Source organism: Clostridium polyendosporum (assembly GCF_018332455.1).
GTDB classification, from domain to species: Bacteria; Bacillota; Clostridia; order Clostridiales; family Clostridiaceae; genus Clostridium_AY; species Clostridium_AY polyendosporum.
Map to the genome: position 1 here is coordinate 1 of NZ_BOPZ01000001.1, position 14,594 is coordinate 14,594.

The following is a 14,594-nucleotide window of genomic DNA, read 5'->3' on the forward strand; positions in this document are numbered from 1 at the left end:
TATATAAAATTTTATTCAAATTAATAGAAAAGCTCTCTTTTAAAATTTATCCACAAGTTTGCTAGAAAACCCCTCTGTTTTTTAAACAGGGGGTTTTTCAGCAAACTGAAAAAAGTAGCTTCATTTTGAAGCTACTTTTTTTCATTATAATATTTATATAATCTAATAAATTCTTAGTTTGTTTCAGTTTCCATTTTGACTTCAGTTTTTGTATATAAATAGTAAGACTTCCCATGATAATAATTGTTATTTTGAAAATTTATGTAAAACATTTTAAAAGATAAAAAAAATTTCACGTTAATTTCGACAATTTAATGAATTTTATGACTAATATCTATATATTTAGGCTTTTCTTCATCGACTTTACAAGTTATAATATGTTTAAAGTTATCTAATCATTTAATATTTTATTCATATATTAAATAAAAGTATATTTGGGAATTTTGATAGTTAGACCAATTATTTTAAGTATAAATGGCTAATGATGTAGTATTTATAAAAATAATTTGTAAAGGATGACTGATTTATGCTGAAGTTAACCCTATTTGAGTTCTTTTTAAGAATAATTCCAGAATCAATCTTATCAGTTTTAGCAATCTATATATTTTCCTTTAATCGTATTAAGATTAAGCCTCTTTTTATGTCTAGTATATTCTTTGCAATTACTACATATTTAGTAAGAATGCTGCCAATACATTTTGGTATACATACTATTATCATGACTGTAATATATAGTTTAATAATTATTTTTATAAATAAGATTTCAATTGCTAAATCTATTTCGTCTGTTTTACTGGTTGCAATTTTTTTGTCTATTTGCGAACTTGTAAATATGATTATTTTAAATTTATTAAAAATTGATATGCAGCTTGAGTTTAGAGATTCAATAATGAAGGTTGTATATACTACACCATCTTTAGTTTTACTTGGAGGTGTAATATTACTATTTTATTTAATAGTTTATGAGCAAAAAATCAAAAGAATTAATGATTAAATATAAAGTATTAAGTAATAAAAACTGAACAAGTATCGAAGCTAATAAACTTTAGCCAAACTTTCTTTTGTTAAATGATAACAAATAAAAAAGATATCTTGTTTGTATATTTCTGCTACTTAAAACAAATATATGGATGTGGTAAATATGAATAATATTAATGATAGCAGGCAAAAAAACATAAATGATATTATATCTATTGCAAAATTAGTTTCATTGCTTTTTTGTGCAGTAATAATTTATAGTCATTTTTTTGTAAATAATAAAATTGCTATTCAAATGCTCAGTAGATATAATTTAATGGAAATGGGAATATTTATTTTTACATTAATATTAATTTATTGTGTATGGTTAATTTTTTCTAGCGAGAAAATTAAAACTAAGTATATTAAAATAATTCAGCATATTGAAAACTTAACTTTTATTATATTTTTTACTAGTTTAATCATCTTATCTAATAATTCAATACTTCAATATAAGTTTTTATTTTTGTTTATTATTATTACTGCTACTTTACAATCAGGCATAAAGTACGGAATGAGTATGGCAGTAGTTTCATCAATAATAATACTAGTACTTGACTTAATATATACACCTAAATTGCCAATTAATCTGTTTTTAGAAAATGATTTGATTTTGATAGGAGTATTTATATTAACAGCTTGGCCTTTAGGATACTACGTTAAGATTGAAAATGAAAACTTAAAACAAAAGAACTTACAGTTAGAGATTCTTAGTAATGAGCTTAAGGAAAAAGATAATCAACGTAAATACATAGAAGAAATGCTTGTAAGAAATAAATCTTGTTATAATATGCTAATTGAAAATTCTAGAGACGCAATTTTGGTTCATCGTAACGGTAATTTAATTTTTGCTAATGAAGGTGCTGCAAAATTGCTTGGATATTCAGACGTTGAAGATTTGAATGGAAAATCAATATTTAATTTTATACCAAAGGAAGAAATGCATAATATTAGAGAGAAATTATCACAGTTATATAATAATAAAACAACTACAATTCTTTTTGAGCAAAAAGTAACCCAAAACAATGGACAAAGTATTATTGTAGAAAATATATCTACGTGTTTTATTTATGAAGGAAAAGCAACTATTCTAACAATTTATAGAGATATCACATCACAAAAGAAAGTTGAAATGCTTCAAAATGATGTGGAAAAAAATATTAAATTATTAAATGAATCTCGTAAGTTTAATAATTTAATTACAGAATTTTTTGCCAATATATCCCATGAACTAAAAACACCTTTGAATGTTATATTTTCTGCAGTACAGGTATTAGATTTATATACTGATTTTGATGAAGAATACATAAAGAAAAGAAGTAAATACTTAAATATTATGAGACATAACTGTCACCGTCTTAAAAGGTTAATCAATAATTTTTTAGATATCACTAAAGTAGAGTCAGGATTTCTTAAACCTATTCTACAAAATCTTAATATTATCAGTATAGTTGAAGATATTACTATGTCAGTTGTATCATATGCAGAAAACAAGGGTTTAAGTATAACATTTGATACTGATGTAGAGGAATGTCATATGCTATTTGATCCAGACATAGTTGAAAGAGTTATTCTGAATTTACTTTCAAATGCAATTAAATTTACGGAGTCTGGAGGAAATATATATGTCAATATAACTCATAATAAAGATAGTGTTATTATATCTGTAAAAGATACAGGAGTAGGTATACCTGATGATAAATTAAATGTTATTTTTGAGAGATTTGGTCAAGTTGATAAAACATTAAGAAGAAATCGTGAAGGAACAGGTATAGGGCTTTCTCTTGTTAAGTCATTAGTAGAAATGCATGAAGGTAAAATTGATGTTAAAAGTAAAATAGGAGAGGGAAGTGAATTTATTATTGAACTTCCTATAAAAAAATCAAAGGAACCATTAAGAGATAATTCCGTATATGTAACGAATACAGAAACAATCGATATGGAGTTTTCAGATATATATAAATAAGTAAAGTATAAGAGCCAGATTGATGAATGTGGCTCTTATATTTTTTATCCTTAATCTAGACCTCTTACAGGCTTTCTCATATTAGTGTCTTTTTCCATGGTTATTGGATTTGAAGTTTTAGGATTATTGTTTTTACTATCATTTCTCTTATTCTTTTCATTTTTTGTTAGCATAGAAAACCACCTCCAGTGTTAGAGTTTCCAACATGGGCAATTTTATGTGCTAAAAGAGTGCTTTTGTATATTATGCAGCACTTGTAACACTATTACTTTCGTTATTTTTATTAAGAAATTTTTTGCAAACAAGTGATATTACTGCAGTGAAAATAGTTGGAACTATCCATACGAATCCTAAATTTGTGAATGGAATCATACTAAAGGTTGATTTTATAAAATTAATATTTACACCTATCATTGGAAGTGTATCTAATATACTAAATACTAAAGAAGTATATACTGAAACTTTTAGTACAAAGTTACAACTGTTAACTAATGTACCTAATATAAGAGTTATAGCAACAGGGTATAATATATATAAAATTGGAACTGATATTTTAACTATTTTATCTACACCAAAAGAACCTATAACAATACTTGTTAGGGATATTAATATAGCATTAAATCTATAAGGCAGTTTACTCTTAGTTATTTTATTAAAAAAGCTTGCTCCAGCTGTTATTAAACCTACAGAAGTGGTAAAACAAGCAAGTCCCATAGCAATGCCCATTATTATTTTGCCGGAGCTTCCTAAAGTTCTATTTGATATTTCAAGAAGTAAAGAGGTTTTTGAAATATCCTTTGGAAGTATAGAATTGGTTTGTGCTCCTATATACATTAATCCACCATATATGAATGCTAATGCTGATATAGCAACTAGTCCAGATTTAATAGTTATATTCATAGCTGCTTTGCCTTTATAGCCTTTATCTAAAACAGAAGAAGTTATTACGGCAGCAAATATTAGTCCAGCTAATGCATCCATAGTTTGATAACCCTCTATTAAAGAGTTTGAAAATATAGAAGTTGCATTTGTGTTTATTATATCACCTATTGGAAAAACTATAGCTTTTATAATTATAATTAGTAATGTAATTAGAAGAGCTGGAGTTAAAAATTTCCCTATAGCATCTATTACCTTAGATGGTCTTAAAACGAACAATAGATTTAAAGCAAAATATAATACCATAGAAACAAATGATGACATCCATGGAAACACAGGTTTAAGTGTTACTTCATAAGTTGTAGCAGCAGTTCTAGGTATAGCGAGCATAGGACCTACTGCTAAAAATATTGCTACTGAGTATACTATAGGAAAATACTTACCTATCTTTAAAGCCATATCTTCAAAATTTCCATTAGTTTTTGTACAAGATAAAATTGCTAAAAAAGGAATACCTACTCCAGTAATTATAAAGCCTGTAGTAGCTATTATAAATTCACTACCTACCATTTTTCCTAGGTATGGAGGAAAGATTAAATTACCTGCTCCAAAGAACATAGCAAATAGAGCAAGTCCAATAACTAAAATATCATTTGTTGATTTTTTCATCGATAAAGCACCGTTATCAAAATCTATAAAAAGAATATAAAAGTCTATTTATATTCATAATCTTAAAGCACATATATGATATATGCTAAGTTAAGACTTTTATACCGATTGCAGTAGATTTCTATAACGGATTTCACCCCTCTTTCATTATGAATTTTTATGCAGTTCTGGATATTTATAAACATATTTGCGCAAATGTCATAAATCAAAATTATAAAAAGTTTTAAGAAATAAAAAAAATCTCTCGTCCTTATAAATAGTTACTATTTACAAGGACGAAAGATCTTACTTCCGTGGTACCACCTTATTTGCGGTTAGTGAACTAACCACCACTCTTTTCGGGTCGACTTAGAATAATTAGTATAAATGTAATAAGCTCATTCAATGTGAACCCTAACCATATATCGCTGGTCTACGTCCAAACCTACTTGCTAGCACTTAATACTTTCGGCTTGAATGCTCTAGAGCTACTATTATATATTCCATTAACACCAATTCTCAGCTAACATGGCTCTCTGTAAATAATGAACTGAATATTTTTCTCTCTGTCATCGCATAAATCATTTAATTATGTATACAATTCGTTCGTATTCATTGTATTTTGAATTAGTTTTTTTGTCAATGTTTTATTGGAAAAATATTTTATCGTACAAAAGATAAGCGTATTTACTGTCATTTCACAAGGAAAAATCTGGCTAAAGCATAGATAAACACCTTCATAACTAAATTATTTAACGTTTAAAATTGTTTATCTATAGTAGACTCGATACCTGTTCAGTTTTAGTTTCTTTATAGGAGTATGGAATGTAGAAAAAGGATAAATTAATAATAAAAAGATATGTAATAAAATTATTTATAAAATCTAGTGATTTTTAAAATAGTATTAAGGATTATTTTTCAAAATATGTATGAATAAACTACAAGGGTTATTGTATTTTAGTGGAAAATGAGTTAAAATTTTGTAATATATAGAATGTTTATACAGAAGAAAGTGTTTATTTATATAAAATTGTAATAATTCTAGATACTTAGTTAGTGGTAAAGTAAATAGCTATAGGCTGTAGAGGTGATAGGGAAAAAGTTTATTAGCTAAACTTTTTTAGTTTTAAATTTTTATAGGAGGCTATGGTTTTGAGATATGATGTTGTTATAGTCGGAGCAGGTCCATCGGGAATTTTTACTGCATTAGAATTAATAAGACAAAATGCGGATAAGAAAATTTTAATTATTGAAAAAGGAAGAAGTATTGATAAGAGATACTGCCCTAAGGAAAAAACAAGAGAATGTGTTTCTTGTAAGCCTTATTGTCACATAACCACAGGTTTTTCAGGGGCCGGTGCTTTTTCAGATGGTAAGCTATCACTAAGTTATGAGGTTGGGGGAGATTTACCTAATCTTATTGGACCTAATAAGACACAAGAGTTTATAGAATATACAGATAATATATACCTAGAATTTGGAGCAGATCCTAAAGTAGAGGGAGTAGAAAATAGTGAAGCAGTTAAGGAAATAAGAAGGAAAGCAATAGAGGGAAATCTAAGGCTTGTTGATTGTCCTATAAGACATTTAGGAACTGAAAAGGCACAGGAAATATACACCAAAATACAAAACTATTTATTAGATTCAGGCATAGTGATAAATTTTGATATTATGGTTAAGGATATATTAGTCGAAGAGGGACATGTTAAAGGAGTTGTGGTTGTAGATTCTAGAACAAAGAATGAGGAAGAAATAATTTATGGTGATAAAATAATAATGGCTACAGGAAGAAAAGGAGCAGATTGGTTAAGTGAAATATGTAAAAAGCATGAAGTTAACCATAGTGCGGGTACTGTAGATATAGGAGTGCGTGTTGAAATAAGAAATGAAGTCATGGAAAAGGTAAATAAAGTATTATATGAGTCAAAACTTATAGGATATCCAGCACCTTTTAAAAATAAGGTTAGAACCTTTTGTCAAAATCCAGGCGGATTTGTTAGTCAAGAGAATTATGATAATAACTTAGCAATAGTTAATGGTCATTCCTATAAGGATAAAAAGTCACAAAATACTAATCTAGCTATTTTAAGTTCTCATAATTTTTCAGAGCCATTTAATCAGCCTATTGAATATGGTAAGAAGGTAGCGCAACTAGTTAATATGTTAGGAAATGGGAGGATATTGGTTCAAAGATATGGAGATATTTTAGATGGCAAAAGAACATGGCAGCATGAACTATATCAATCAAATGTAAAACCGACATTACCTGATGCTGTAGCAGGAGATTTAACTTCTGCAATACCATACAGACCTATGATAAATATTTTAAATTTTATTCAGGCTATGAATACTGTTGTTCCTGGTTTTGCAAGCAGTGAAACATTGCTATATGGACCTGAGATAAAGTTTTATAGTAATAAGATAGCCATAGATGAAAATTTTGAAACTAATATAAGGGGGCTATATTGTTTAGGAGATTCAAGTGGTTGGACAAGAGGATTAATGATGGCTTCGGTTATGGGAGTATTAATGGGAAGAATAATTTGTGAAAAAGGATATTAAAAAGACTATAAGTTTAAGAATTGTTAAAAAACACATCAAGTTAAGTTTTGGTGTGTTTTTTACAATATACTATATTTATAAATATCTAAATTTTAAGAGAAAATATATAATATCAAAAAATAAGTATTAGATGTTAAGAAGAGGTAGATTATGAAAAAAGGAGCTATAGAAAGAAACTTTAGAAAGCTTAAAAACCAAATTAGCCAGATTGAAGAGATAGTTAGGCACACAAAAACTAATAGGCTTTGGGAGCATGAAGCAGCTGCAAGAAAAAAGATTAGAGAATTAGGAGAATTTAAAGATAAGGGACTTAATGATTATAAGAAAGTATATGAGAGATATTTAGAACTGTTAAATTATATATCTGAAAGGTTGTTGGAGGATTATAATAATAAAAATAAAACAGACTTTGATTTTTATGAGATAGTAAGAAATAATTTTAACAGTTATTTGAAATCAGGAATTATAAGTGTATTAATAACAAAACATATTCCGGAAATGATTTCAGGAGAATTTGAAGCAGTATTTCCATCTAATCCCAAGGATGAATATAGAGAAGCTAGAAGTATTAAGAGAAAGCTATATTTACATCTTGGAGAAACCAATACTGGAAAAACTTATAACGCTATGGAAAGATTAAAGAAAGCTTCAAATGGAATTTATCTTTCACCTTTAAGAATATTAGCACTAGAAAACTTTGAAAGACTGAATAGAGAGGGAGTAAAGTGTACGCTTACAACTGGTGAAGAAGAAATAATTGTTGAAAATTCTAATCATATATCATGTACTATAGAAAAGTTAGATATAGACCAGCAATATGAAGTAGCTGTTATAGATGAAATTCAAATGATTAATGATGATCAAAGAGGAGCAGCTTGGACTAGAGCTTTGTTAGCATTAAAGTGTAAAGAAATACATATTTGTGGAGCTTTTAATACTAAAGAATTGCTTATAGAAATAATAGAAGATTGTGGAGATCAGTATGAAATAAGAGAGTATAAAAGAGATCTACCTTTAATAGTAGAGGATAATCCTTTTTACTATAAAGATATTCAGGATGGAGATGCATTAGTAGTTTTTTCAAAAAAGAGAGTATTGGAGTTAGCTTCTCACTATTCGAACTTAGGAATAAAAGCAAGCTTAATTTATGGAGATTTGCCTCCAGAGGTAAGAAGAAAACAGTATGAGCAATTTATAAATAAAGAAAGTAAGATTTTAATATCAACTGATGCTATTGGTATGGGCGTAAATTTACCAATTAAGAGAATAGTATTTATGGATATTAAAAAATTTGATGGTAGTGAGGTAAGATATTTAACTTCTCAAGAAGTAAAGCAGATAGCCGGAAGAGCAGGAAGAAAGGGGATATATAATGAAGGATATGTAGCTTCTTATGGAAATACTCAACATTTTATTAGAGAAAGTTTACAGATAGATGATGAAATCATAGAAGAGGCAGTGCTAGGCCCTAGTGAAGAAATTTTAAGAATAAAAGCACTTCCTTTAAGGGAAAAGCTTGCACTATGGAGTACTAAGGAAGAAAAGGTGCCGTATTATAGGAAGATGGATATAAATGAGTATTTGATAGTACTAGATACTATAAAGAGTTATAAGCTAGATGAAAAAGTGCAATGGAAGCTTTTAAAAATCCCATTTGATGTATCTAATCCAGAAATAATGAATACATTTTTAAGTTACATAGATGAAATTTTTGTTGCTAAAAAGGAGTCTATTACAAAACCACATTGTAAGTTTGGTAACCTATATGAACTAGAAGTATATTATCAAAAGATAAACCTTTATTATTCCTTTTCAAAAGCCTTTAAGTTAGATTTTGATGAGTCATGGGTGTATGAAGAAAGAATACAAGTAAGTGAAGAAATAAATGATATATTGAGAAATATCTAAAAATGTAAAGAGGTAATACTCATAATTTTACCTAATATTAGTGATAAAATAAAAAAGTAACCAGTATATGAAAAAGTTAAAAGTACTATTGATTATTTTTTTTAGGTATGATATTATGTTCATGCGGATATATTTGTGATATATTTTGCTAATGGTTAATATAGTGATCAACATTTCCTCTTATTAAGATCTAATGTAAGTCATTTATTAAACATTAATATCAAGAAAAAGGAGGAATGTTGAAATGGCAGATAAGAATTTAGTATGCAAGGATTGCTCAAAAGAGTTCGTTTTCACTGAAGGCGAGCAAGCTTTCTACAAGGAAAAAGGTTTTGAAAATGAACCACAAAGATGTCCAGATTGTAGAAGAGCTAGAAAGCAACAAAACAACAATAGAGGATTCAGAAGATAATTTAATTTGAATCATTAACCCTATAAGAGGCAACTCTTATAGGGTTTTTTATTTGCTTCAATTTTATAAAATGAAATGTAATGTCGATATATTTTTTATTAAAATTAAGTAATATTAATAAGTTTTAATAAAATATGTAAATAAATTTGAAATAAGTAAAAAAATACTGCAGATAAACTTGAATTATGTAAAAAAATATTGACAAAATATTAGACGGTAATTAGAATTATAGTTACGAAAACAATGGCGTTTTCGCTTTAAAGGGGGTAGTGTACCCAATTTTAAGGCGGGAATGTCATTTTTTTTTGTAAAAAGGGAAAAGTAAAAAGGAAAAGAGGGGGTCTATTTATGAACTTATTAAACGGAGCAGATATGTCATTTGTGATTATTTCTGCAGCACTAGTAATGTTAATGATACCAGGTTTAGCTCTATTCTATGGTGGTATGGTAAAGAATAAAAACGTACTTAGTACTACAATGCACAGTTATGCATCATTAGTAATTATTTCCATACAATGGATACTTGTGGGGTATACTTTAACTTTTGGACCGGATGTAAAGGGTTTTATTGGAAATTTAGATTGGTCGTTTTTAAATAATGTTGGTATTGATCCAAATGGAGATTATGCAGGTACAATTCCACATTTATTGTTTGCAACTTATCAAATGATGTTTGCTGTTATTACTATTGCTGTTATTTCGGGGGCTTTTGCGGAACGTATGAGATTTACGGCATTTTTACTTTTTGTAGTGTTATGGAGTACATTTGTATATGATCCAATAGCTCACTGGGTATGGGGAAATGGTGGCTGGTTAAAGAATTTAGGTGTATTAGACTTTGCAGGGGGTAACGTAGTAGAAATCAACTCAGGGGTTTCTGGACTCGTTGCTGCGCTTGTGTTAGGAAGAAGAAAGAAAACAGTACCAGAACCACATCACGTTCCTATGGCAATCTTAGGAGGAGGGCTTCTGTGGTTTGGATGGTTCGGATTTAATGCGGGTAGTGCACTAGCAATAAATGGTGTTGCAGTTAATGCATTCTTAACTACTAATACTGCAGCAGCAGCAGGTGCAATTTCTTGGGTTGCATTAGAATGGATGCATAGTAAAAAACCTACAGTACTTGGAGCAGTGACTGGAGCAGTAGCAGGACTGGTTGCTATTACTCAGGGAGCAGGATATGTAACTCATATGGCTGCTTTAGTTATTGGATTAGTAGGTGGAGCTGTTAGTTTCTTGGCTATTGCTGTTCTTAAGAAGAAGTTTGGTTATGATGATGCTTTAGATGCATTTGGATGTCATGGAGTTGCTGGTATTTGGGGTGCTATTGGTACAGCAATATTTGCTACTAAATCAGTAAACCCAGCAGGAGCTGACGGTGTATTATATGGTAATTTTGCGCTGTTACAGACTCATCTTATAGCAGTTTTTGCTTGTGCATTATATTCAGGTATAGTAACATTTTTAATATTAAAATTCATAAGCTTATTTATGAAACTTAGAACAGATGAAAAAGAAGAATCTGAAGGATTAGATGTTTCATTACATGGAGAAGAAGCTTATAATGGTTTAAATATATAAATTAGTGTATAATAAAAATATAATATTAATTCTAATAAAAGTTAGTTTTTTAAGAATCATAAAGAATTTTAATTGTTTTAAAGTTGAGAATTTACCTAGGGGGTAAAATCATGAGTAAAAAGATTACTAAGATTGATATTATTATGAGACCAAGTCAGTTTGAAGAGTTAAAAGAAGCCTTGAATAAAATTGGTATTGCAGGTATGACTGTTTCAAATGTCTTGGGATGCGGAGCACAAAAAGGACATAAAGAATATTATCGTGGTGTAGAAGTGGAAATTAACCTAATTCACAAACTAAAGGTTGAGATTGTAGTTTGTGAGGTGCCTGTAGATTTAGTTGTAGAGACTGCTAAAAAGGTACTTAAGACTGGTGAACTTGGTGATGGAAAGATATTTATTTATGATGTTGAAAATGTAGTACGTATAAGAACTGGAGAAGAAGGCAGGGATGCCTTACAGTATTAGGTTAAGTTTAAAAGGCTGAGATTTTAAAATCTCAGCTTTTTAATATATTGTTATATACATAAATAACTTAATAAAGTAGTTTTTGCATTAAAGTACATTTAGGTTGACAAGTTGTATTTATGAAAATAATATAAGTTATGTATAATAAACACAAGGAGATTAGTCATGAAGAATGTAACAGCAGCAGTTATAATTAAAAATAATAAAATTTTAATATGCCAAAGAAGTTTAAGTGATAAGTTATCAGGTAAGTGGGAGTTTCCAGGCGGTAAGATAGAAGAAGGAGAGCTTCCTGAGGAATGTTTAATAAGAGAAATTAAAGAAGAGCTTGATATACATATAGAGGTTGGAGAAAAACTTGGAGAAAATATTTATGATTACTCATATGATAGTATAAATTTAATTGCATACTTTGCAACATGGAAAAGCGGAGATATAAAGCTTAATGTCCATAATGACTATAAATGGGTTACTAAGGATGATATAAAAGAGTATGATTTTGCTGAGGCTGATGTGCCTTTTGTGAAGAAATTAATTGATCAAGGATATTAGTAAAAGAAATATTAAAATCAAGATGGTATTGGATTTCAATTAAATTCCTGATTTATTAATCACTTTTAGTTGTGAGTGATTTAGACTATAGACGAAAATAAAAGACATATAGTGTTTTTATAAAAGAGAGCATAAGGTTCTGTTGCTAAATTAATGCAGAATACAACCTTATGACTCTCTTTTTTGATATCAAAACGCCAATTGTATAAAGTTGTTAAATAAGAAAATACTAATATGAGAATAGATATTATTGCTCCTATTTTTACCCTTTTCATTATAAATCACCTCAAGTTATATTTTACTACTTTAACAAATTGTATATTTCCTTACAGTTTCATAATCTTTTAATAAGTCTTTAAAACTAAGTTGTTTTTAGGAGTGAGTTTGATAAGTAGAATTACTATATACTTTTTTGTAAAAAAATGAAAAATACCCCTCTAATCTTAGTTATCTTTACGTATTAATTTCTATAAGAAGCTCTAAGAGGAAATGGTGATGAATTTACTAGTTGTTGTAAGTTTTATATATTAGTTTTATGAAAGGAGGATATTGAATGAATGATTTGAAACTATATAGGTGTACTATTATTGATGAAAATCACAAATATTTCCTTGGACAGGATGTTTTTAAAAATAAATTTCATATAGCTAAAAATGAGGCTACAAAGAAATATAAAGTAGGTACAAATGATTCTTTTTATGCCAAATCAGTAAGAGAAGGAATAATATTTAAAAAAGAAGTGCTTCACCCAATTACTTCTGTAGAATACGAAAAAATTGTTTCTAAGAAGAGTAATTCTATAATAGATAAAAAGGTAATCGAGAAGCTTAAAAATATAAATCCATCAAATGAAAATGATTAACTTTTATAGCATTTTCATTTTAGTTAAATTAAATAATATTGTTGTTACATAATTTTTAAAGAGGCCTTTAAAATAAAGTTAATTTTATGCATAATTTTCATGGCTAGCATTGCTATGTCCTTTTTTATAAAAAACTTTAAAGTTACCCATAGAATAAGAATTTAGAAATATAAATCAATATATCTAATTAATAGATATAAGCAGGCCATACATCTAAATTTCAGGTGTGTAAGGCTGGGCCGGTAAAACTGGCAGTAGGTAAAAATATCTGTGGGACTATAATTTTAAATAATTATGGTGCCACAGGTGTTCTTTTATACTTTTAATGTTAAACAAGGACGGATTTTAATGTCAAAGTTTAATGGTTTTACTGGTGACTACTCTGGATTAACAATGGAAGTAAATAGAATAGCAAGAGGAAATCTCTTGCTATATGCAATTATCATCATTATATGTACGGATACATTCTTCACAACCTTTTTTACAGGATTCTAGATGTATCATCACTTCTGTATTTTTTAGAATCTTTTCTATGTCATCTTCAATAATATCACATAAATCATGAGCATTTTTAACGGACATATTTTCAGGAACTACAAGATGTAAATCAATATATTTTATACTTCCTGCTTTTCTTGTTCTAAGATTATGAAAGTCACAATAAATAGAATCATGTTTATTAATTTGTTCCTCAACAACTTTAATTTCTTCATCAGATAATTTAGCATCTAAGAGGGGAGTAAAGGCTGTTTTTAGTAATTCATATGCCTCTTTAAGTATAAATATGGCAACAAGAATAGCTACTATAGGATCGAGGGAATTCAGACCTGTAATCCATATAAGAAGAAGTCCACCGCCGACTCCTAAGGAGGTATATACGTCTGCTTTAAGATGAAGAGCATCTGCCTCAAGTGCAATTGAATCCTCTTGTTTAGCAACTTTATATAATTTTTTTGACACTATTTGATTTACTAATGCTGATATAAACATAACTATAAAACCTAGTCCTACCGAACCAACATCTTCAGGATGAAGAAGCTTTTTGACTGCTTCAAATATTATCCATACAGATGCTAGAAAGATTAGAAGAGCCTCTATTACACCAGAGATATTTTCAAATTTACCATGTCCATAGGGGTGATTTTCATCTGCTGGCTTGTCGGAAATTTTAACGGAAAAGAATGCTATTATAGCTGCTACTAAATCCATTGTTGAATGTATAGCTTCCGAAATAATACTAACAGAACCAGTTATGATTCCTACTATTAATTTTAACAATATTAAAGTTGTATTGGAAAAAATTGATAATCGTGCAACCTTAACTTTAGTGCTCATAACTTTGGTACTCATAGCTTTAGTACTCATTATAAAACCTCCATTTATAATTATCATTTGAAAATATAATACACTGACATAATAACAAAAAAATCGTTTAAAATCAACAGGTTTACACAGATGTTATTCATTATCAATTGATAACAATACTAATGATTATAATGTTTATTTTATCCACATGTTTTGGCATTATTCTAATCTTTAAGCTCATAGAATAGTTGTAATTAATTCAAAAATTTAAGAAGTGCTTGTTTATACTATACTGAATTGGTATAGTTATATTGTATACTGAAAACTATAATGTATATATTAATAAAAATATACAGATTAAATTAGATTTATAAAGGACTAATAAAGATACACAACTTCAATATTTATTATAGATTTATCTATGAAATTGTATAT

General features: G+C 28.4%; 12 protein-coding genes, 1 riboswitch and 1 other annotated feature. Of the genes, 9 read left to right on the top strand and 3 right to left on the bottom strand.

Annotated elements, in window-relative coordinates:
* Nucleotides 1-526 precede the first annotated feature (526 nt).
* Together CPJCM30710_RS00005 and CPJCM30710_RS00010 are read left to right on the top strand one after the other, a co-directional pair.
* A complete protein-coding gene (locus CPJCM30710_RS00005) occupies nucleotides 527-994 on the top strand; it encodes a hypothetical protein (protein ID WP_212902106.1) in 468 nt (155 codons plus the stop codon).
* A gap of 132 nt (nucleotides 995-1,126) precedes the next feature.
* Nucleotides 1,127-2,983 (top strand): MASE3 domain-containing sensor histidine kinase, encoded by a 1,857-nt coding sequence (locus CPJCM30710_RS00010; RefSeq protein WP_456064420.1) that lies wholly within the window; start codon nucleotides 1,127-1,129, stop codon nucleotides 2,981-2,983.
* Between the two features lie 50 nt (nucleotides 2,984-3,033).
* On the opposite strand, the gene CPJCM30710_RS17965 is transcribed toward CPJCM30710_RS00010, so the two are convergent.
* The gene (locus tag CPJCM30710_RS17965; RefSeq protein ID WP_281413937.1) at nucleotides 3,034-3,156 is read right to left on the bottom strand and encodes a hypothetical protein; all 123 of its coding nucleotides are present in this window, start codon (nucleotides 3,154-3,156) and stop codon (nucleotides 3,034-3,036) included.
* Nucleotides 3,157-3,226: 70 nt separating this feature from the next.
* On the bottom strand, nucleotides 3,227-4,531 hold the full coding sequence (gene brnQ, locus CPJCM30710_RS00015; protein WP_212902108.1) for a branched-chain amino acid transport system II carrier protein: 1,305 nt from the start codon (nucleotides 4,529-4,531) through the stop codon (nucleotides 3,227-3,229).
* Nucleotides 4,532-4,799: 268 nt separating this feature from the next.
* Nucleotides 4,800-5,092: a binding site (T-box leader), on the bottom strand.
* A gap of 570 nt (nucleotides 5,093-5,662) precedes the next feature.
* On the opposite strand from brnQ, the gene CPJCM30710_RS00020 reads away from it, so the two are divergent.
* The 7 genes from CPJCM30710_RS00020 (at nucleotide 5,663) to CPJCM30710_RS00050 (ending at nucleotide 12,854) form a co-directional block, all read left to right on the top strand.
* Nucleotides 5,663-7,072, top strand: coding sequence for an NAD(P)/FAD-dependent oxidoreductase (locus tag CPJCM30710_RS00020; protein ID WP_212902109.1), 1,410 nt, complete (start codon nucleotides 5,663-5,665; stop codon nucleotides 7,070-7,072).
* Between the two features lie 150 nt (nucleotides 7,073-7,222).
* Nucleotides 7,223-8,980 (top strand): helicase-related protein, encoded by a 1,758-nt coding sequence (locus tag CPJCM30710_RS00025; protein WP_212902110.1) that lies wholly within the window; start codon nucleotides 7,223-7,225, stop codon nucleotides 8,978-8,980.
* A gap of 244 nt (nucleotides 8,981-9,224) precedes the next feature.
* Nucleotides 9,225-9,392 (top strand): zinc-ribbon domain-containing protein, encoded by a 168-nt coding sequence (locus CPJCM30710_RS00030; RefSeq protein WP_212902111.1) that lies wholly within the window; start codon nucleotides 9,225-9,227, stop codon nucleotides 9,390-9,392.
* A gap of 348 nt (nucleotides 9,393-9,740) precedes the next feature.
* Nucleotides 9,741-10,973: an ammonium transporter gene (locus CPJCM30710_RS00035; RefSeq protein WP_212902112.1), complete on the top strand. Its 1,233-nt coding sequence runs from the start codon at nucleotides 9,741-9,743 to the stop codon at nucleotides 10,971-10,973.
* Between the two features lie 110 nt (nucleotides 10,974-11,083).
* On the top strand, nucleotides 11,084-11,440 hold the full coding sequence (locus CPJCM30710_RS00040) for a P-II family nitrogen regulator (protein WP_212902113.1): 357 nt from the start codon (nucleotides 11,084-11,086) through the stop codon (nucleotides 11,438-11,440).
* A 165-nt stretch (nucleotides 11,441-11,605) separates the two neighbouring features.
* The gene (locus tag CPJCM30710_RS00045) at nucleotides 11,606-11,992 is read left to right on the top strand and encodes a (deoxy)nucleoside triphosphate pyrophosphohydrolase (protein WP_212902114.1); all 387 of its coding nucleotides are present in this window, start codon (nucleotides 11,606-11,608) and stop codon (nucleotides 11,990-11,992) included.
* A gap of 553 nt (nucleotides 11,993-12,545) precedes the next feature.
* Nucleotides 12,546-12,854 (top strand): hypothetical protein, encoded by a 309-nt coding sequence (locus CPJCM30710_RS00050; RefSeq protein ID WP_212902115.1) that lies wholly within the window; start codon nucleotides 12,546-12,548, stop codon nucleotides 12,852-12,854.
* Nucleotides 12,855-13,041: 187 nt separating this feature from the next.
* A riboswitch (NiCo riboswitch) is annotated at nucleotides 13,042-13,135 on the top strand.
* A gap of 148 nt (nucleotides 13,136-13,283) precedes the next feature.
* On the opposite strand, the gene CPJCM30710_RS00055 is transcribed toward CPJCM30710_RS00050, so the two are convergent.
* Entirely contained in the window at nucleotides 13,284-14,189 is a 906-nt protein-coding gene (locus CPJCM30710_RS00055) for a cation diffusion facilitator family transporter (RefSeq protein WP_212902312.1), read from the bottom strand.
* Nucleotides 14,190-14,594: the final 405 nt, after the last annotated feature.

Coding starts and splice junctions, on each gene's coding strand:
- CPJCM30710_RS00005 (WP_212902106.1), top strand. CDS start 527: ATGCTGAAGTTAACCCTATTTGAGTTCTTTTTAAGAATAATTCCAGAA.
- CPJCM30710_RS00010 (WP_456064420.1), top strand. CDS start 1,127: ATGGATGTGGTAAATATGAATAATATTAATGATAGCAGGCAAAAAAAC.
- CPJCM30710_RS00050 (WP_212902115.1), top strand. CDS start 12,546: ATGAATGATTTGAAACTATATAGGTGTACTATTATTGATGAAAATCAC.
- CPJCM30710_RS00055 (WP_212902312.1), bottom strand. CDS start 14,189: ATGAGCACTAAAGTTAAGGTTGCACGATTATCAATTTTTTCCAATACA.
- CPJCM30710_RS00035 (WP_212902112.1), top strand. CDS start 9,741: ATGAACTTATTAAACGGAGCAGATATGTCATTTGTGATTATTTCTGCA.
- CPJCM30710_RS17965 (WP_281413937.1), bottom strand. CDS start 3,156: ATGCTAACAAAAAATGAAAAGAATAAGAGAAATGATAGTAAAAACAAT.
- brnQ (WP_212902108.1), bottom strand. CDS start 4,531: ATGAAAAAATCAACAAATGATATTTTAGTTATTGGACTTGCTCTATTT.
- CPJCM30710_RS00030 (WP_212902111.1), top strand. CDS start 9,225: ATGGCAGATAAGAATTTAGTATGCAAGGATTGCTCAAAAGAGTTCGTT.
- CPJCM30710_RS00045 (WP_212902114.1), top strand. CDS start 11,606: ATGAAGAATGTAACAGCAGCAGTTATAATTAAAAATAATAAAATTTTA.
- CPJCM30710_RS00025 (WP_212902110.1), top strand. CDS start 7,223: ATGAAAAAAGGAGCTATAGAAAGAAACTTTAGAAAGCTTAAAAACCAA.
- CPJCM30710_RS00040 (WP_212902113.1), top strand. CDS start 11,084: ATGAGTAAAAAGATTACTAAGATTGATATTATTATGAGACCAAGTCAG.